This is a genomic window from Granulicella rosea (genome assembly GCF_900188085.1).
Lineage (GTDB): Bacteria > Acidobacteriota > Terriglobia > Terriglobales > Acidobacteriaceae > Edaphobacter > Edaphobacter rosea.
In genome coordinates this window covers 1362132-1383369 of sequence record NZ_FZOU01000001.1, presented here as the reverse complement: position 1 = coordinate 1383369, position 21238 = coordinate 1362132, and the positions used below count along the sequence as shown (strand labels likewise).

The following is a 21238-nucleotide window of genomic DNA, read 5'->3' as shown; positions in this document are numbered from 1 at the left end:
AGCCTTCAGCTAGAGACTGTCTTCGAGAGCCTTAAGCTGAATAGCTATCAGCCTAAAGCTCACGAAGACCGGCGGTTTAGAAGTGGTAGCCGATCTCCCCCGTCAGGGCGCGCGGTGTGACGTAGTGCGTGCCGCTGAAGGTGGAGAGGAAGTTGTAGAGGGCGTACTTGTTGGTCAGGTTGATGACCGTGAGCTGCGCGCTGAACTTCTGCTTCGTGCCGTGAAAGAGGTTGTCCTGGCCGAGCGAGAGGTCGAAGAGGCTGCGCGGCTTGATGCGCGGCGGGTTGTGGTCGTCGTTCTCGGTTCCGGCGGCGGGGATCGACACCAGATTCGAGGTGAGCTGCGTGGACAGGCAGGTGGCGGGCAGCCCCTTCGTCGGCGTCGCCTTGACGCCGTTGCAGACGAGGCCGGCCTGGAACTGCTCGTCCGGACTCAGGCCGGTGAGGTCGACGATGCCGTTGTCGTTCGGCCCGGCAAATGGAACGCCGTCCGCGACCAGGCCGCTATCGTAGCGCCAGTTGAAGCTGAAGAACGGGCTGTTTGGCGTGCGCTGGTACTGCAGGTGCGTGGTCTGGTTGAACTTCTCGTCGTGGTCGATGCGGAAGGGCGAGCCGCCCGCCTCGGTCGTGCCGAGACCGCCGATCTGCGGCGGGAAGAAGCGCGCGGCGACGCTCGACATGTTCACAAAGCCGCTGAAGCCGTGGGTCTGCGGCACGGTGGCGCGCAGGACGAAGCCGGTGATCTTCGAGTTGTGCCACTCGATCGGGAAGGTGATGGGCGTCGCGCCGAGGATCGAGAAGTCGTAGCCGTTGTGCGTGTACTTCCAGATGTAATCGGCGGTGACGACGAGGTGCTTGCCCGCGGTCTGCTCGAAGCCGGCGTGGAACTCATTGCGGAAGCCGGGGTTGAAGCTCGCTGGAACGCACGGCACGATAGCCGCGATGACCGCCGAGTTGCAGCCCTGGCTCGACAGGATGAGGTTCTCGTTGAACGGAGTTTCGAGCGACCGCGCGTAGGAGAGACGAAGGACGGTCGACGTCGGCTTGATGTTGTAGGAGAGGCCGGCGCGTGGCTCGGCCTGCCGCGATACGCTGAGGCCGTTGTAAAAATCTCCGCGCAGACCGAGGTTGACGCTGAAATTACCCTTGGTGATCGAGTCCTGACCGTAGAACGAGAGCAGCTTCACGTCCGTATGGCCAGTGAAGATGTAGTTCGTCGCCACGCTGGCCGGGTTGCAGAGATCGGCCAGCGACGGGCTGCGGGTGAGGTCGTAGCAGCCGAGGAAGGCCTGAAAATCAGGGTTGGGCGTGGAGCCGGCCGCGACGCACTGCGCCGGATTGTTGACGCTTGGGCTGACCGCCGTCGTGCAGGGATTGTTCAGGCCCGGGTCGACGATGCCGAGACCGAACTTTTCGTTCAGCAGCGTCTGCTGATAGGTGCCGCCAATCTTGACGTTATTGACGCCATGCACCCAGTTGAAGTCCGACCGGACGCCGGTGTTCAGCAGGCTGCGCGTCTGGCTGACGGTCTCCTGCTGGAGCGGTGTAAAGTCCGAGAGCGGGTTGGGGCTGGGGTAGTAGTTGAAGCCGTCGCGCCGCATCCAGAGTCCGACCGAGATATCGGAGTGGTCGTTGACTACGTGCGTGATCGAGGGTGCGATATCGACGGTCTGGATCTTCGAGCGCTGGTCGGTGTTGGGGATGGCCGCGCCGGTCTGATCGGTCAGGTTTTCGTTTTCGTACGCGTTGGGATTTTGGAACCACGAGCGCGTGTAGCTGCCGTTCACGTGGAGGGAGTCGTTCTGCGTGGGCTGGAAGTCGACGCGGTCGAAGAGGTTCGCGACGTTGCCCTTGTCGTGCATGACGGCGAACTCGGCCGGGTCGAGGAAGCGGCCGGTCTGCAGGCCGTCGGCGGCGAGGAAGTTGCCGAACTTCTTCGGCCCGTAGGCCAGATCGCCCGAGATGGTCGACGAGCCGAAGCTGCCGTAGGATGCGACGATCTCGCCGCGCGGTGTGAGCGCGCCCTGTCCGGAGCGGGTGGTGATGTTGGCGACGAGCGAGGTCTTCTCGCCGTACTCGGCCGAGGGCGCGCCGGAGATGACCTCAAGCGACTGAATGGCGGAGAGCGGAATCTGATTTGAGAAGACCTTGCTCTGCTGGTCGGTCACCGGCTGACCGTCGACGTAGAAGGCGTTCTCGGCGTGGTCGCCCAGGCCGTGAAAGAGGCCGTTCGAGTCCGCCGCGACGCCGGGCGAAGCAAGCGTCAGCAACGAGCTGACGGACGAGGACTGGCTCTCGAGCGGCAGCTTGGTGAAGAGCTCGCGGTCGATATCGGTGTGGAGCGTGGGGCTGTTCTCGATCAGGTCGCCGCTGGGCGCCTCCACCGTGACGCTCTCCCCTGCCGCTGCGATAGTCAGGGTCGTCGCGACGATGCTGGGCACGGAGGAGCGGATGTCGACGTGGATGTCGCGCGTGCTGAAGCCGGGCGCTGAGATGGTGACGTGGTAGGGGTTGAAGGGGATGTTCGGGAACTGATAGGCGCCGTCCGGGCCGGTGGTTACGGTGCGGTTGAGGCCGGAGATGGTGTTGCGCAGAACGACCTTGGCGCCGGTGATGGCGCCGCCGGACGGGTCGGCGACCGTACCTTGAATGGAGCCGTTGCTGCCTCCGGACTGGGCGAACAGGGGTAATTGTAGACCTGCAGACGCGAGCAAAATCATCGCGACAATAAATACAGAGAGACGAAGCGCTAGGGTGCGCATGAGTGGCTCCTTCTATGTTGATCCGAACCGATAGAGATCGGGGGGCCGTGGTTGAAACTTCCCTACGAGCGAGAAGGATCGAGCGGCGGCGGCCGGACATAGAGGGAAAAGGCAAAGAAGCGGGATGGGGCCACGGTCTTCGTGGGCGGCGGCGCGAAGACGACCGCCTCCACCAGAACCGGAACAAGCGCGACCGCGCCAGGCATGGCGGCGACGTGGCTGAGGGTGCAGAGCGTGCAGCCGGGATCGGTCGCAAGATCCGCGCCGCTGGCCGTATGGCTGTGCAGGAGGTTGATGCCGCCTGCGAACAGAACGAGCGCAATGCACAGCAGACCGATCAGGCTCCGAAGAGTCCGGGTGCGGTGAGCGCGCGTTTGTGCTGCGTTGTTCAGAGTGTGCCTCGGGAAAAGAGGTTGGGCGTTACTGACATCGACGTCTGTAGGATGCGAAAAGACTCCGGCCGGGTGTGGAATTCACCTGGCCGCGGTGCCGCAGGGGCGATGCTAACGCAAGCGGGTTCTCAATAGCAAGCCTTTTCGCGAATCTGTTCTCAATATGGCACAATAGTGCAGCAAGAGTTCGGCAGTGATTCTGGGTGCGCAATGATTCTGGGTGCGATGAGCGGTGTGGTGCTGGTGCAGGGTTCGGCCGTCTTTGCCGCGTGGCTGCTGCGCGCGCGAGAGGTCTTTCTGCGGCGGTATCTGCCGTTGTTCGTCAGCCTGGCGGTGGGTGTGCTGCTGGCGACGGCGCTGCTGCACCTGATGCCGGAGGCGATCGGCACGCTGGGGAATGCGCAGCCGGTGTGGATGCTGATGGGCGCCACGTTGATGGTGCTGTTCTGCGGCGAGCGCATCTCGTATGTGTTGACCGGCGCGGCAGCCGAACCGGAGGTTGCGGCGCTCGACGACTGCCCAGGATGCCCGCCCGAGCAGCATGGTCACGACCATCACCACGACCACAGCCATCATCACGCGCACGAGGGGCATACGACGCATCCGTCGAATATCGTCGCGGCGAGCATGCTGCACAGCTTCATCGACGGCGCGGCCGTGGCGACAGCCTTCGCGGCGAATCCACGCATCGGCTGGCTGACGGCATTCGCTATCGCGCTGCATGAGATTCCGCATCGCATGGGCGACTTTGCGCTCTTCGTTCATCTGCAGGTGCCGCCGGCCCGCGCGCTGCGACTTGCGCTGCTGGCCGGGGCGCCGTCGCTCCTGGGCGTGGGCGCGGTGGCGCTGGTGGGGTTGGAGCATGCGGACCGGATTCGGTGGCTGCTGCCGATCAGCGCGGGCAGCTTTCTCTATATCGCGATGGTGAACCTGTTGCCGGAGATCCGGCAGGAGAAGACCGCCAAAGGGCTGGCGGCGCAGATTGCGTGCCTTTGCGCGGGCATTGCGTTGGTCATCGGGGCGGGCGGAATCTTTCCATCCTGATCCTGTGAACTGCGCGCCGTTGATAGATACTTGAAGGAGGAGCGTGGGCGATGCCAGTCCAGGCAAGGAATACGAGGCAGAAAGACGCGATCCGGTCCGCGTTCATGAAGGCCGACCGGCCGCTGTCGCACGACGAGGCGCTGACGCTCGCGCAGGCGGAGGTCGACGGACTGAGCCTGGCGACCGTCTACCGGAACGTCACGACGCTGCTCGAAGAGAAGTGGTTGACGGCGGTCGAGGTGCCGGGCGACACGACGCGTTACGAGCTGGCGGGCAAAGCCCACCATCACCACTTCCAGTGCAATGAGTGTGGAAAGCTCTTCGAACTCGAAGGTTGCGGCATGCAGGCGGGGCCGAAGCTGCCACAGGGATTTCGCTCGACCGGTCACGAGTTTTTCGTCTACGGATTCTGCGATGCATGCACCTGATCGAAGGCGTGCGCGGGGGTCCCACAAACGGGTGAGCGAAGTACGCTAACGTGTTGCAGATGCGGAGTTTGAGTCCTACAACGAAGTTGGGATGGAGGAAGCCGGCCGATTGAAAGACGATAGGTCGAAGCAAAGATCCAACAAACGCACGTTGCGGACGAAGCATGCGCCAACATTTCAGCACCGGGAAGCAGACCCATTGAGCACTGAGACCGTCGTCCAATCGCCGCCTGTCGAGATCGCAGCGCTGGAGTCGGGCGCGAAACGCGCCTCGCTGTGGACCGTGATGGACTACGGCGCGGGACAGGCGCTGCGCGTGGTCAACAGCCTGCTGCTGACCCATCTGCTGGTGCCTGCCGCGTTCGGCCAGATGACGCTCGTCATCACATTGATCGTCGGCATCACGATGCTCTCGGACGTAGGCCTGGGTCCGAGCGTGATCCAGAGCGCGCGTGGCGACGATGCGGACTTCCTGAACACGGCATGGACGATCCAGGTGCTGCGCAGCGCGGTGTTGTGGCTCATCGCGGTGCTGCTGTCGTGGCCCGCGTCGCGTTACTACCACGATCACACCCTGATGTACGTGCTGCCGGTGCTTGCTCTCAGCACCCTCATCAGCGGCTTCAACAGCACGAACCTGATGACGCTCTCCCGCCACATGGGCATGAAGCGGCTCTTCGCAATCGACTTCAGCACGCAGATCTTTCAGCTTGTGGTCACGGTTGCGTGGGCGTTCTGGCGGCCGGATGTGTGGGCGCTCGTAGTCGGCAACATCGCCGCGAACGTCTTCAAGCTTGTGCTGAGCCACAATCCGAAGCTCGCGCCCGGCATCCGCAACAGCTTTCGCTGGGAGAAGCAGTCGGTCACGCAGATCGTCCACTTCGGCCGCTGGATCATGCTGGGCACGGCGTTCTTCTTCTTCGCCTCGCAGGGCGACCGGCTGATCCTCGGCAGCCGCGTCAGCCTGACGATGCTGGGCATCTACGGCATCGCGTTCTCGCTCTCGGACATCCCGCGCGCCATCATCCTGGCGCTGTCGTCGAAGGTCGGCTATCCGTTCATCGCGAAGATCATTCATCTGCCGACCGCGGAGTTTCGCCAGCGCTACCTGCGCTATCGCATGCTTGGACTGGCCGCCGGCGCGCTGCTGCTAAGCACGATGGTCAACTGGGGCGACCTGCTGATGAAGCTCTACGATCATCGCTATGCCGAGGCCGCATGGATGATCCCGATTCTCGCGCTCGGCCTGTGGCATACGCTGCTCTACACCACCACCAGCCCAGTGCTCTTCTCGCTCGGCAAGTCGAAGTACAGTGCAGTGGGCAATGTGGCGTACTGCGTGACGATCCTCGTCGGCATCCCGTTGGCCTTTCATTACTGGGGCATGCTGGGCGCGGTGATCGCGGTCGCGGCGGGCGACTTCCCTTTCTATGTCGTCACGCAGTTCGGCGCGGTGCGCGAAGGCATCAAGCCACTGTGGCAGGATCTGCAGATGACCTGCCTCTTTCTCGCTCTGCTCGCTACGGGCTTCTTCCTGCGCAACCCTTCTCACGCGTTGCACGTCGCGCATCATCTCTTCAACCGATAGCTACTGGCGGATTTCATGACGAGCTCGACCTACAACGCGACCCAGCCCGTAACCTCGACCAACACGCACGACGGCGCGACGCTGCTCAGCCTCTTCGCTGGCTCCGTGCAGCGTCATGGCGACAGAACTGCCGTGACCTGCGGCCAGGCGCGGCTGACGTACATCGAACTTGATCGCGCGGCCGCACGCATGGCGTCAAGGCTTGCTCAATGCAACCTTGTCCACGGCGACATCGCCGCAATCTATCTGGATCGCTCCGCCGACATGATCACCGCGCTGCTGGGCGTGCTGCGCCGCGGCGCGGCATACCTGCCGATCGACCCTGCATACCCCGCAGCGCGCGTACTCGATACGCTTGAAGACGCACGACCGCGTGTGCTCATCACGACGAAAGAGCTTGCGGCCAGGCTGCCTCGCGAACTCTCGAACACGGTTGCATTTGTGCTGCTTGACGCAACGGACGACGATGTCCTTGAAGACGTCATTGCTCCGTTCGAGGCGGCTCCAGAAGATGTCGCGTACGTCATCTACACCTCGGGCTCAACCGGCAAACCCAAGGGCGTGCAGGTCAGCCAGCATAACGTCGTTCGGCTGATCGAACAGACCGAGCACTGGTTTCACTTCAACGAGAGCGACGTGTGGACGATGTTCCACTCGCTTGCCTTCGACTTCTCGGTGTGGGAGATCTGGGCCTGTCTCGCGACTGGTGGCCGACTCGTCATTGTGCCGTTCGCGGTCAGCCGATCGCCGGAAGACTTCTACATGCTGCTCTCCGATGAGCGCGTGACTGTGCTGAACCAGACGCCTTCGGCCTTTGCGCTGCTGATGCAGGTGGAAGAGACGAGGCCCATGCTGCCGCTCTCGCTGCGTTACGTTATCTTCGGCGGCGAGGCGCTCTATCCCAAGCGGCTGCGCGCATGGTTCGAACGGCACGGCGACCGCGCGCCGCAACTCGTCAACATGTACGGCATCACCGAGACGACGGTGCATGTCAGCTATCGCCCGTTGACCTTGCGCGACAGCGAAGTGGAGAACGACAGCCTGATCGGCGTGCCGATTCCCGACCTGCAGATTCATGTCTTCGATGCCGAGGGCGCGCCCGTCGCCGTTGGCGCCGATGGCGAGATGTATATCGGCGGCGCAGGCGTCGCGCTTGGCTATCTCAACCGGCCACAGTTGAACGCAGAGCGCTTCATCGCCGATCCCTATGGATTGCCTGGCGCACGGCTCTATCGCACCGGCGACCTCGCTCGCAGGCGCGCCGATGGCGAGCTTGTGTATCTCGGACGCGGCGATGGGCAGGTCAAGATCAACGGCTTCCGCATCGAACTCGGCGAGATCGAATCCGCTCTTACCGAACATCCCGACGTGCAGCACGGCTGCGTGCTGGCGAGGCCCGATGCCAACGGCGCACAGCGGCTGGTCGCATACTACGTCACGCGCAATGGATCCGCGATGGAGAGTAGCGCGTTGAGCGGGTACCTCGCAACGAAGCTGCCCCCGCAGATGATGCCTTCGTTTTACATGCAGATTGCAACGCTTCCGCTGACCGCCAACGGCAAGGTGGACCGCGCCGCGTTGCCTGAGCCGGCGACCGGATCGCGCGTGGAATCGAACAGCGCTCTCTCGGCGACGGAACAGGTTGTCGCAGAGGCATGGCGCGCCGCGCTGGGCGCCGCGCATATTGGACTCGACGACAACTTCTTTGACATCGGCGGCACCTCACTGCTGCTTGTCGCCGTGCGCGCGAGACTGCAGGAGGCGCTGAAGCGCACAGTCGCCATTACGTGGATGTTCGAGTGTACGACGGTCCGTTCGCTCGCGAAGCGGCTCGATGCGGTGGAAGCGCCAGCCGTCTCCACCACACCCGCGATGACCGCGGCGCAGTTGCAGGCAAAGAAGCAGAAGGATGCATTCGCAAGGATACGCAACACCATGGGGGCCACACGTTGAGCGACGATCTGTATACAGAGCAGGATGAGCAGACGCTGGACGGTATCGCAATCATCGGCATGTCCGGGCAGTTCCCGGGCGCGCGCGACATCGAAGCATTCTGGGCCAATATCCTCGCGGGTAAAGATACGGTCACGCAGTTTGCGAACCACAATCCGAACGATCCCGACTACGTGGCGGCGCGCGGTGTGCTGGAAGACGCAGCCATGTTCGATGCGGAGTTTTTCGGCATCTCGCCCCGCGAAGCCGAGCGCATGGACCCGCAGCACCGTCTCTTCCTTGAAGCCTGCGCGAACGCACTCGAGGATGCGGGCTATGTCTCGAACGACTATCCCGGCGCCATCGGCCTCTTTGGAGGCTGCAGCCTGAACACCTATCTGCTCGCGAATCTCTGCAAGGATCGCGAGACCATCGACGCGCTGACGAGCAGCTATCAGGTCGGCGAGTTTCAGCACCTGCTGGGCAACGATAAAGACTTCCTCACCACGCGCGCCGCCTATAAGCTGAACCTGCGCGGCCCGGTCATGAGCGTTCAGTCCGCATGTGCAACCTCTTTGGTTGCAATTTGTCAGGCCAGCCAAAGCCTGATGACCTATCAGTGCGACATGGCGCTTGCGGGCGGCGTGTCGGTGACCTTTCCGCAGGAACGCGGCCATCAGTATTCCGAGGGCAGCATCGGATCGCGCGATGGTCACTGCCGCCCCTTCGACAAGGACGCGACCGGCACCGTCTTCGGCCATGGCGTGGGCGTCGTATTGCTGAAGCGGCTTGAAGATGCAGTGCGTGACGGCGACCATATCGAGGCTGTCATTCGTGGCTTCGCGGTAAACAACGATGGCGCGATGAAGGCCGGTTACATGGCGCCGGGCGTCGACGGCCAGGCCGGCGTCATTGCAACGGCGCAGGCGATGGCAGGCGTGCCGGTCGATACGATCACCTGCATCGAAGCGCATGGCACCGCGACTCCGCTTGGCGATCCGATCGAGGTTGCGGCGCTGACGAAGGCCTTCCGCACAGGCACGGATCGGACAGGCTTCTGCGCGATCGGCACCGCCAAGGCCAATGTCGGCCACCTCGACAGCGCAGCCGGGGTAACGGGCGTGATCAAAACCGCTCTCTCGCTCTCGCACAAATTGTTACCTCCACTGGCGCATTTTGAAGAAGCCAACCCGGAGATCGACTTCGCAAAGACGCCATTCTATATAAACCGCGCCGTGAAGCCCTGGCTCGCGGACGGGCCTCTGCGCGCCGGGGTCAGCGCGTTTGGAGTGGGCGGCGTCAATGCTCACGTCGTCATGGAAGAGGCGCCGCGCCTTACCTCTAGGGCATCGTCTCGCAAACAACATCTGCTTTGCCTTTCGGCACGAACCGAGAATGCGCTCGAAGACATGAAGGCAAACCTCGCAGCATACTTCTTCGCGCATCCTGAGGCGAAGCTCGACGATGTCGCGTACACCCTTGCCACCGGACGCAGGGCGCACGACTGGAAGAGCTTCGTTGTCGCAGGCGAAGCGAAGGATGCGGCCGCGCAGTTGCAGTCCAACGTCAAAAAGCAAAGGTCAGAGGCGACGCCGAAGGTCGCATTCCTCTTCACCGGTCAGGGATCGCAGTCCCCCGGCATGGGGCAGGAGCTGTACACAACGGAGCCCGTCTATCGCGAGGCGGTGGATGCATGCTGCGACGAGTTGCTCTCGTTCCTTGCATACGATCTGCGCACGCTGCTCTACCCCACTGCGGATCAGATAACTGCTGCCGCGGAGACCTTGCAGGAGACGCGCTTCGCGCAGCCTGCGCTCTTTGTAACTGAACTTGCGCTTGCCACGCTGTGGCAGAGCTGGGGCATCCAGCCGCAGGCCATGGCCGGGCACAGCCTGGGTGAATATGTCGCGGCGGTGCTGGCCGGCGTGATGAGCCGTGAAGACGCGGTTCGACTGGTGAGCCTGCGAGGACGTTCGATGCAGGCCATGCAACGCGGCGCCATGACATCTGTCGCGCTTTCGGAGGCGGCCTTGGCGGAGTACGTTGGCGACGACGTCTGCATTGCCGCGCTGAACGCGCCCAACGCCAGCGTGCTGGCAGGGACCTTCGCTGCGATCGAGCTTGTAGAGCAGGCTCTTAACGAGAAGCAGATCGCATTCCGCAGGCTGCGGACCTCGCATGCGTTTCACTCCGCGATGCTCGACCCGATGCTCGCGGACTTTGAAGCCGCGGTTCGCGCGGTGACGCTGCACGAGCCGCGCATCCCATATGTTTCGGGCGTCACGGGCACATGGATCACAGGCACGCAGGCGACCGATCCGCAGTACTGGGCTCGGCAGTGCCGGCAGCCCGTGCGTTTCGCCGACGCATTGGAGACCCTCATGAACGATGGGTCTACGCTGCTGATCGAGGTTGGCCCCGGGGAGACGTTGACCACGCTCGGCAAACAGCAGCGGGGCGGACACGATGCCACTTTCGTTGCATCCCTTCCACGCGGCGCCAATGCCGCAAGCATCCAACATGCCCTGGGGCAGATATGGAATGCAGGCATAATGCCCGATTGGACAGCCTACTATGCGCACGAGCAGAGGAATAAGGTGTCACTGCCGACGTATCCCTATGAACGGAAGTTGCATTGGGTTGCGCCGCCGGAACGTCTTAATGTAGACCTCACAAAGCATGTACAGGCCGAACGCAGCGCCTTGGACACACAGACTGAAACAGTTCCGACGGGGGTAGAGATGCAGGTTCCAGAGCGTAAGGTGCGGCTTCAGACGATCGTCGCAGGCGTGTTCGAGGAGTTGAGCGGAATCCACACGACGGCTGCCGAAGCCGATCATATGTTCCTGGAACTTGGCTTCGACTCACTCTTTCTGACGCAGGCCACGCAGTCTTTGCAGAAGAAGTTCAACGTGAAGCTGACCTTCCGCCAGATCATGGAGCAGTACCCCACGATCGCTAGCCTCTCCGCTTACCTCGATACCGTATTGCCCGCCGATGCCTTCCCCGCCGACGTGGCGCCGAAGCCTGCGGCTACCGCTGTCGCCACAAGCACGCCCGCCGCACAGCCTCTCATGCCGGCGCCCACATTGCATATGCCCGCTGGCGAAGCGGCCTCCGCGATGGAGCGTCTGATGGCCCAGCAGCTTGCCATGATGTCGCAGGTCTTCGCGTCTCAGGTTGCCATGCTTCAGGGCGCGGCTCCGATTGCAAGCGCATCGTCTGTCGTTACAGCGACGCCCACTGCATCGGTCCCGGCGCCCGCGAGCTCTGCCCCATTCGTATCTTCTGCCGCTGAGGTCAAGCATGGCTCCTATCGTCCACTGCAGCCGAAGGCCACCGCGGAGATGGATGCGCGCCAGGAGAAGTATGTCGCGGAGTTGATCGCGAAGTACGAACGCAAGACGCCGACCTCCAAGAAGCTGACGCAGGCCGCGCGTCCGCATCTGGCCGATCCACGCGCCGTTGCGGGCTTCCGTCCGCAGTGGAAGGAGATGGTCTACCCGCTGCTGACCGATCGTGCGAAGGGCTCGAAGATCTGGGACGTCGATGGCAACGAGTACATCGATATCGTCAACGGATACGGATGCATCATGTTCGGCCACTCGCCCGACTTCGTTGTCGAAGCGATCACGAAGCAGTTGGAGTATGGCGTCGCCATTGGGCCGCAGACGCCGCTTGCCGGCGAGGTCGCGAAGATGATCTGCGAGCTGACCGGCAACGAGCGCGTGACCTTCTGCAACACTGGCTCCGAGGCCGTGATGGCCGCGATCCGCGTGGCGCGCACCGTCACCGGTCGCGATAAGCTCGTCTACTTTGCGGGCGACTATCATGGCACCTTCGACGAGGTGTTGATCCGCAACACGCCGCGTGGCAGCTCGCCCATTGCGCCCGGCATTCCGCTTGCGAACACGGGCAACGTCATCGTGCTCGACTACGGCTCCGACGCCTCGCTTGCTTATCTGCGTGAGCACTGCGCGGAGATCGCGGCCGTCATGATCGAGCCCGTACAGACCCGCAACCCTGGGCTGCAGCCGGTTGCCTTCATCAAAGAAGTGCGCAAGATCACCGAGGATGCGGGCACGGTCTTCATCATCGACGAGGTCGTCACCGGCTTCCGTCTCGCGCCAGGTGGAGCGCAGGAGTTTTTCGGCGTGCGCGCCGACATGGCGACCTACGGCAAGGTCATCGGCGGCGGACATCCCATCGGCGTGCTCTCGGGCAAACGCGAGTACCTCGATGCGCTCGACGGCGGCGCGTGGCAGTATGGCGACGACTCCGGCCCGGAGGTTGGCGTCACCTTCTTCGCCGGCACCTTTGTGCGGCATCCGCTTGCGATGGCCGCGGCGAAGTCCGTGCTGACCTTCCTGAAGGCGCAGGGTCCGCAACTGCAGAGCGAGTTGAACCGCAAGACAAGGGAGACCGCCGAGGAGCTTGACCGCTTCTTTGCCGATCGTGGCGTGCCCTGCCGCGTCCATCACTTCGCATCGTGGTTCTACTTCACCTTCCCGCACGATGTGCGTCTTGGCAGTCTGCTCTACTACGCGATGCGCACGAAGGGCATCCACATCCAGGAAGGCTATCCCTGCTTCCTCACGACCGCGCATAGCGATGGCGACATCGAGGCCATCAAGAAGGCGTTCCGCGAAACCATTGTGGAGATGCAGGCCGCAGGCGCACTGCCCGGGCTTGCCGCGAACTCGGAGTTCCATCCCGACGCGCTCGCCGAGACGCCCGCCTCCGTTCCGCTCACCGAGCCGCAGCGCGAGATCTTCCTCGCCGCCGCGCTCAGCGACGAGGCCAACTGCGCGTTCAACGAGTCGCTGACGCTGCACCTGCGCGGACCGGTAGACATAGCTAAGCTGGAGCGTTCGCTTGCAGCCGCTGTATCTCGCCACGATGCACTGCGCACGACCGTAAGCCTCGATGGCGACTCCATGCTGATCGCCTCGGAATTCAACCTGCCCATCGAGGTAGTAGACCTTACGTTATTGAACGAGGCGCAGCAGACGGATCAGCTCGTACAGGCCGGCGCCGAAGAAGGTCATCGGCCCTTCGACCTGCATCATGGACCGCTGGTGCGCGCCACCATCTTCAAGCTCTCGACCGATCATGTTGCGCTGGTGATGACCGCGCATCACATCGTGCTCGATGGCTGGTCGGCGAATCAGTTGCTCGAAGACGCAGGCAAGTTTTATGCCAATGGCGGCGAGAAGCCGGCAAGCATCGAGCCGTTGCTTCCCTTCAGCAGCTATGCAATGCACGAACGCAAACGCGCGCAGAGCGGCGAGTTCGACACGAACGAAGCATACTGGGTCAAGCGCTTCGAAGGACGCGCGCCCGTATTGGCGCTGCCGACGGATCGTCCACGCCCCGCGAACAAGACCTACAACGGCGCAACCATCGAGGGATCGCTTGGCCCACAACTCTACACCGCGCTGAAGGCCGCGAGCGCGAAGAACGGCTGCACACTCTATGTCACGATGCTCTCCGGCTTTCAGTTGCTGATGCATCGTCTGACGGGGCAGGATGAAGTGGTCGTCGGCATCTCCACCGCCGGCCAGGCGTTGATCGAAGACGCAAGCCTCGTCGGCCATGCCGTACACTTCCTCCCCATGCTCAGCGATCTCACCGCGGGCGAGACGGTGAAGGAACATCTGCGTTCGACGCGCGGGCTACTGCTCGATGCGTACGACCATCAGGAGTTCACGTACGGCAGCCTGCTGCGCAAGCTGCGCATCCCACGCGACCCCAGCCGCCTGCCCTTGATCGAAGTGCAGTTCAATCTTGAGCGCGTCGGCGTGAACGTCAAGTTCGACGGGTTGAAGACGCACATGCGCGCCAATCCCAAGCAGTACGTCAACACCGATCTGTTCCTCAACGTCGTCGAGACGGAGAACGATCTCGAGTTTGCCTGCGACTTCAACACCGACCTCTTCGACGAGTGCACGCTGCGTTGCTGGATGAAGCACTACGCGGAGTTGCTGACGAACATCGGCGAGAGCAGCGATGTAGCGGTCAGCGAGCTGCGTCTGCTCGACGCCGCGACGCGCACCCAGATCCTCTCCGGCTGGAATAACACGGCCATCGACTTCGGCGCATTCGAAAGCATCCATGCCGCCTTCGCGCAACGCGCACACACCCATCCTCAGGAGACCGCGGTGCAGTGCGGCGGCGCCGCCTGGACGTATGGGCAACTGAACAATTACGCCTCCGGTCTGGCGCGTAAGCTGGTTCGCGATGGCCTTGCGCCTGGCGGACTGGTCGGCGTCTGCGTCGATCGTTCCTGCCAGATGCTGGGCGCGGTGCTGGCCGTGCTGATGGCCGGTGGCGCGTATGTGCCGCTCGATCCGCGTCACCCCACGGAGCGGTTGGAGATGGTGCTTGAAGATGCGGGCATGTCGTTCCTCATCACCGGCACGGCGACTCGCCTGATGCTGAAGACGCCGGTCAAGACCATCGACCTGAACACCCTGATCGTCGACGATGCCGGCCCGCTGGCGCCCGCGAAGGTTGCGCCTGAGACAGTGGCCTATGTCATCTACACCTCCGGCTCAACAGGGCGTCCGAAGGGCGTCGCGGTAGGCCACGGCGCGCTCATCAACCTGCTGCGTTCGATGGAGCGCGAGCCTGGTCTCGCGGCCAACGACACGCTCGTCGCCATCACGACATTGGCCTTCGACATCGCAGGACTCGAACTGCTGCTTCCCTTGTTGACGGGCGCCAAACTGGTCATCGCAACCGATGCGCAGGTACACGACGGTTTCGAACTGGCGGCGCTGTTGACGCGCAGCAAGGCCACCGTGCTGCAGGCGACGCCGGGCGCATGGCGCATGCTGATCGAGGCAGGCTGGAACGGCGACATGCCGTTGAAGGTTCTCTGCGGCGGCGAAGCGCTGCCCCGCGAGCTTGCGGATAAGCTGCTCGAGCGCAGCAACGAGGTGTGGAACGTTTACGGTCCCACCGAGACGACCATCTGGTCTTCGGCCACGCGGGTACAGGTCGGCACGGGTCCTTTGCTTCTCGGCCCACCGATTGCGAACACGCAGTTTTACATCCTCGACAAGCACATGCAGCCTGCGCCGGTGGGCGTCACGGGCGAGCTTTACATCGGCGGTGCGGGTCTTGCTCAAGGCTACTGGAAGCGGCCTGAGCTTACTGCGGAGAAGTTCGTGCCGAGCCCCTTTGGCGCGGGCCGCATCTACAACACCGGCGATGTCGCTCGCTGGAGCGCGAACGGTCTGCTCGAGCTGCTGGGGCGCAGCGACTTCCAGGTGAAGGTTCGCGGCTATCGCATCGAACTGGGCGAGATCGAGGCCGCGCTTGCGAAGCACGCGCAGGTGAAGGAGGCCGTGGTCGTTCAATACATCACGCCAGGACGAAACGGCGGCGCAGGCATCACGCGGCTTATCGCTTACGTCGCAGCGGGCGATGCGGCCAACAACCCGGCGCCGCTCATCGCGGAGCTGACCGCCATGCTGGCCGACAAGCTGCCGGAGTACATGGCGCCGAACGCTATCGTCGCGCTGACGTCCATGCCCCGCACCCCGAACGGCAAGGTGGATCGCAAGGGTCTACCCGACCCCGCCATGGCGCTGGCCAGCGCACTGCAGAACTCGCAGGGAGCCTTCACCGAACCCACCAATGACGAGCAGAAGAAGCTCGTGACCATCTGGTCCGAGATCCTGCAACTTGACCGGGTAAGCACCACAGACAGTATCTTTGAACTGGGAGCGGATTCCCTGCTGATCTTCCGCATCGCCGCACGGGCGCAGCGCGAGGGTCTGCCGGTTACGGCTACCATGCTCTTTCAGCACCGTACGATCGTTGCCCTCTCGCAGGCGTTGGAACAGAACGCCATCGGGTCGGTCAATGTGGGCCCCTCCGTGCGCGCCACGACACGGATCACACCAGCCTCACGCGAGAGCTATCGCTACGCGAAAGGTAAGAATTCATGAGTGCTCCACTTCAAAATCGTGCGGACGCCGTGCTTGATCGAACGATCGATCAGGTCCTCGGCGGCGGGCCGCCACCAGGCGATTCCGAGGTGTACGCCATGCCCGCGACGCAGGGGCAGATTCGCTTCTGGTCGCTCGATCAACTGAACCCCGGCAACCCCGCGCTGAACATGCCGTTGATGTGGCAGTGCATGGGGCCGCTCGATCTCGCGCGCCTCGAACAGGCCTTCACGCTCTGCATCGAACGCCACGAGATGCTGCGTACGACCTTCGAGCTGGTCGACGGCCAGTTGACCCAGATCATCGGCACGGCCTACCGCATCGAGATACCGGTCGAGAACCTGGAGCACATCCCCGACGCCGCGCACTCCCCGGAGGCGCGCCGCGCCATCCGCGCGCATGCCGCCTTTCGCATGGACCTGCGCAAAGGACCGCTGCTCGAGCTGAAGCTGTTGAAGTTCGCCGACGAGCATCACCTGCTGCTCGTCACCATGCACCACATCATCTGCGACGGCATCTCGCTCGGCATCCTGCTGCGCGACGCTGCAGCCTTCTACGAAGCGCTGATGGTTGAAAAGGTAGCCGACCTGCCGGAGCTCCCGATTCAGTTCGGCGACTATGCCGTGTGGGCCGAGGAGTGGCGCGCCAGCGAAGAGGCCGGGCGCTCCATCGAGTTCTGGCGCAAGACCCTCGGCAAGGACTTTCACCGGTTGGAGCTGCATCGCGACTCCGGCCCTTCGGGCATGCTGAAGGTAGAGCCCGAAGAAGATCGTCCCGGCCTGAGCGCCGAGACCGGCGACATCGAGACGCTGCTCATCCCAGCCGACCTTACCGCGGCGGCGCATCGCTTCTGCGTGAAGGAAAACGTCACCTTCAACATCCTGCTCACCAGCGTCTTCACCGCGCTCATGAGCCGTCTGAGCGGGCAACTTGACCTTGTCATCGGTTCGCCCTGCGGCAACCGCAATGAAGACACCGCCGAACTCATCGGCCTCTTCATGAACATCCAGGTCATGCGCATCCAGATGGAGAAGGAGTCCAGCTTTCGCGCGCTGCTGAAGCAGGTGCAAACCTGGAGCCTCGGCGCGTACGAGAACCAGACCCTGCCCTTCGAAGACCTGGTTCACGACACTTACTTTGGCGACCGTCATAACTCATTCGAGATGCCGGTCTTCTTCCTCTATCAGAAGTCGTTCATGGTGACGCAGCGCGTCGCTGGCCTTGAGATCACGCCGCTGCGCTCCGAGAGTCCGGGCGCAGTCTTCGAGCTGATGTTCGCCATCGTGGACCGGGCTGAAGAAGGACCGCGGCTGCAGCTCGAGTACAACCCACAGCACTTTCGGCAGTCGACGATTCAGCAATATCTGCGTCTGTATGTCGCGCTGCTGGAGTCCGCTCTGACCGTCCCCGACGCGCGCGTCGATCAGCTCTGGATGCTCTCGCCCACCGACCGCGAAGAGATCGTGCATGGTTGGAATCGGACCGAGGTCGACTTCGGCGAGTTCGAATCGATCCAGTCGATCTTCATGCGTCGCGCGGAGTCGAACCCGGTCGATGTCGCGGTCGTCTGCGGCCGCCAGAGCTGGACCTACGCCAAGCTGAACACCTATGCCACATGGCTTGCCGGCAGGCTCGTGCGCCTTGGGCTGAAACCCGGATCACTCGTCGGCATCTGCGTCGATCGCTCGCCCGAGATGCTGGGCGCGGTGCTGGCTGTGCTGATCGCCGGGGGCGCCTATGTTCCGCTCGATCCGCGGCATCCCGTCGACCGCCTACAGATGGTGGTCGAAGACGCGAAGATGGCGTTCCTGCTCACGCGGACTTCGAAGAATCTGGACCTCAAGACCACTGCGACCGTGCTCGATCTGAACTCGCTGCCCCCCGAGAGCGGTCCCATCGGCGCCATCACGCTGCCTGTACCGACCGGTCCGGACGCACTGGCTTACGTCATCTACACCTCCGGCTCGACCGGTCGCCCCAAGGGCGTCGCCATCGAACATCGCGCGCTCATGAATCTGTTGCATTCGATGGAGCGCAAGCCCGGACTGACCGCAAAGGACACGCTGGTCGCCATTACGACGCTGGCCTTCGACATTGCGGGCCTGGAGTTGATGCTGCCTTTGCTGACGGGCGCACGCCTCATCATCGCAACCGACGTACAGGTAAACGACGGCAACCAGCTTGCAGGGTTGCTCGAACAAAGCAAGGCGACTGTTCTACAGGCAACGCCCGGCGCATGGCGCATGCTGATGGACGCCGGCTGGAAGGGCGAGCGTCCGCTGAAAGTCCTGTGCGGCGGCGAGGCCATGCCGCGTGAGCTGGCGAACAAACTGCTTGAACGCAGCAACGATGTGTGGAACGTCTATGGCCCGACCGAGACGACCATCTGGTCTTCGGCAACCCGCGTCACGCATGGCACAGGGCCAATGCTGCTCGGTCCACCGATCGCGAACACGCAGTTCTACATCCTCGACACGCAGTTGCGGCCGGTGCCGGTGGGCGTTGCGGGCGATCTGTATATCGGCGGCGCGGGACTGGCGCGCGGCTACTGGAACCGGCCCGAGCTGACGGCCGAGAAGTTCATCAAGAACCCCTTTGCGCCAGGCCGCATCTACAACACCGGCGACCTTGCCATGTGGAACGCCAGCGGCCTGATGCAGCTTCTGGGCCGCAGCGACTTCCAGGTAAAGATTCGCGGCTATCGCGTGGAGCTGGGGGAGATCGAAGCCGTGCTGAGCCTGCATGCGAAGGTGCATGAGGCCGTGGTCGTCCACCAGCAGGTCGAGGCGACCGACAACGCCGGCCCCATCACGCGGCTGGTCGCCTATGTGGTCTCGCCCGAGGCGACCGAACACGAGACCGAGCCGGAGCTGGTCAACGAACTGAACAAGCTGTTGCGCACGAAGTTGCCGGACTACCTCTGCCCCAACGCCGTAGTCGTGCTCGAAGCCTTCCCGCGTACGCCGAACGGCAAGATCGATCGCAAGCATCTGCCCGAGGTCTTTTCGAAGGCCGGCGACAGCGGCCTCGCCCTGAAGGCGCTGCCCCCGCATGAGTTCACCGCGCCGCGCGATATGGTGGAGCGCCAACTGGTCGAGATCTGGCAGTCGACGCTGGGCATCCCGAAGATCAGCACGCGCGCCAGCTTCTTCTCTCTCGGCGTGGGTTCGCTGGCTGCGCTGCGGCTGATCAATCACATGAACCGCGTCTACGCTCTCGACCTCGGACTGGCCAGCCTCATCTCGGCTTCGACCATCGAGTCGGTCGCGGACCTGGTGCGTACGCGCTTCTCGCCGAACACGTCGTCTTCACTGGTTGCGATTCAGCCGCACGGCACGCGGCCTCCGCTGTTCATCGTGCATGGCATCGGCGGCAACATCGTGAACTTCTACACGCTCTCCATGCGCATGGGTCGCGAGCAGCCGGTCTTCGGCATCCAGGCGCAGGCGCTCGAAAGCAGGAAGCCCGCACTGCTCCACATGAAGGATCTGGCGGCGCATTATCTCGAAGAGATCCGTCAGGTGCAGCCGCAGGGCCCTTACTATCTGCTGGGCTACTCCTTCGGCGGCACCATGGCGCTTGAGATGGCGCATCAACTGCGCGCCGCGGGCCAGCAGGTTGCGATGCTCGGCATGCTCGATTCGAAGTCGCAGGACTATCTTGCGGAGCTTTCGAAGACCATCACCATGCAGTCGAAGATCAACCGCCGCATGGGCCAGTACAAGGGCAACACCTCGCGACTCAGCATGCGCGACCGCATCGCCTACACGAAGGAGAAGATCGTCACGCGAGCCATTCGCTACTCCGTCTTCGTCGCCGCGGCACTAAAGTTCAAGTCGGTTCCTTCTTTCATGAAGAGCGCGACCGACATCAACTACGTAGCCGCGAAGAACTACAAGCTCACACCATACGACGGCGCGTTGACCCTCTTCCGCGCGACCGAGCAGGACGACCCGAACGCGCCGCGCGAGCTGGGTTGGAACACCATCTTCAAACGCGGCGTCGAGGTGCGCAACCTGCCCGGCGACCATGAACGCATCTTCCTCGAACCCGGCATCGACGTGCTGGCCGAAGGCTTGCGCGACGCGCTGAAGCTGGCCCACACGGCACAGGTTGCACGCGCCGGACGCGAACAATATGGGAGCAAGGTATGATGCTGACTCCCGCACCTCTGCGCCAGGTCTACATGGTGCTGTCGCCGCGCTCGCTCGGCTATGCACACTATGCGCTGGAAAGCCTGCTGCGCAACAGCTTCGAAGACCTCGACCTTCATCTCGTCACGGACAGCGAGGCCGACAAGCAGGCGCTGACCGAGGCGCTGCTCTCCCTTTCGCCGCAGCCGCGCCATCGCTGGAGCGTCACTGCGGAGGCCGAGTTGAACGACCGCGAAGCGGAGCTCTTCGGCGGCTATCCGAACCTGCGCGCCTTTCGCCACGGGCATCCCTGCTGGCGTAAAGTCACCGATCCTCTGCTGCTATCGAAGCCGGGCGAAGAGCTTGTGCTGCTCGACCCCGACCTCTACTTCCCGAACGTCTTCCGCTTCGAGAAGACGCCCGAGACGGGCCTGCTGCTGATGTGGCAGAAGCCCAACTGCCTGCTGCCGCCCGAGATCGTGCGCAACGCCATGGACGCGAAGATTCCGCTCGCGCACCACGTCGACATCGGCGTTTCGCACTGGCGCGCGGCCGAGCAGGGCACGGACCTCGACTGGATCGAGTGGCTGCTGGGCACGCTCGCCGGCGGCGCCACGTTGCCGCGCATGATGCACGTCGAAGCCATCGTGTGGGCGGCGATCGCCATGCGCGAGGGCGGCGGCTATCTCGATCCGAAGCTGTGGTCCTGCTGGCATCGTACGCAGCCCAAGCGCGTCATGCGCAAGATCGGCTTCAAAGGCCTGCGCATCCTCAAGTCCGAGCCGTGGTCGCAGATGAAGTGCTTCCACGCCGGCGGCGAAGCCAAATGGTGGCTGCCCGAAGCCGAGAAGGCGGGCATGCTCTCGCCTGGCCCCGAACGTCTCGAAGCGGGCGTCGTTCAGCCCTTCACCGAACTCACCCCCGCACACTATGGCCGCGAACAGCGCGCCAAGCAGATGCTGCGCAGCCTGGGCTACTACCAGCTCTTTGGAGCGGGCTAGC

At 63.2% G+C, this 21238-nt stretch carries 8 protein-coding genes; 7 read left to right on the top strand and 1 reads right to left on the bottom strand.

The features are described 5' to 3' along the window. Positions 1–76 precede the first annotated feature (76 nt). Entirely contained in the window at positions 77–2761 is a 2685-nt protein-coding gene (locus CHB87_RS05770; protein ID WP_089407386.1) for a TonB-dependent receptor, read from the bottom strand. Positions 2762–3363: 602 nt separating this feature from the next. Here CHB87_RS05770 and CHB87_RS05765 point away from each other — a divergent pair. From CHB87_RS05765 to CHB87_RS05735, 7 genes are all read left to right on the top strand, one after another. Next, positions 3364–4197 (top strand): ZIP family metal transporter, encoded by an 834-nt coding sequence (locus CHB87_RS05765; RefSeq protein WP_089407385.1) that lies wholly within the window; start codon positions 3364–3366, stop codon positions 4195–4197. 50 nt (positions 4198–4247) lie between these two features. Then, positions 4248–4625, top strand: a complete 378-nt coding sequence (locus CHB87_RS05760; RefSeq protein WP_089407384.1) for a Fur family transcriptional regulator — start codon at positions 4248–4250, stop codon at positions 4623–4625. 199 nt (positions 4626–4824) lie between these two features. Next, a complete protein-coding gene (locus tag CHB87_RS05755; protein ID WP_176441615.1) occupies positions 4825–6213 on the top strand; it encodes an oligosaccharide flippase family protein in 1389 nt (462 codons plus the stop codon). A 15-nt stretch (positions 6214–6228) separates the two neighbouring features. Next, a complete protein-coding gene (locus tag CHB87_RS05750) occupies positions 6229–8166 on the top strand; it encodes an amino acid adenylation domain-containing protein (protein WP_089407382.1) in 1938 nt (645 codons plus the stop codon). Next, entirely contained in the window at positions 8163–16103 is a 7941-nt protein-coding gene (locus CHB87_RS05745) for a hybrid non-ribosomal peptide synthetase/type I polyketide synthase (protein ID WP_089407381.1), read from the top strand. The genes CHB87_RS05750 and CHB87_RS05745 overlap by 4 nt, the downstream gene beginning before the upstream one ends. Next, positions 16100–20257: a non-ribosomal peptide synthetase gene (locus tag CHB87_RS05740; RefSeq protein ID WP_089407380.1), complete on the top strand. Its 4158-nt coding sequence runs from the start codon at positions 16100–16102 to the stop codon at positions 20255–20257. Before CHB87_RS05745 ends, CHB87_RS05740 begins: the two co-directional genes overlap by 4 nt. Next, positions 20254–21237: a hypothetical protein gene (locus CHB87_RS05735; RefSeq protein ID WP_089407379.1), complete on the top strand. Its 984-nt coding sequence runs from the start codon at positions 20254–20256 to the stop codon at positions 21235–21237. Before CHB87_RS05740 ends, CHB87_RS05735 begins: the two co-directional genes overlap by 4 nt. Position 21238 lies beyond the last annotated feature (1 nt).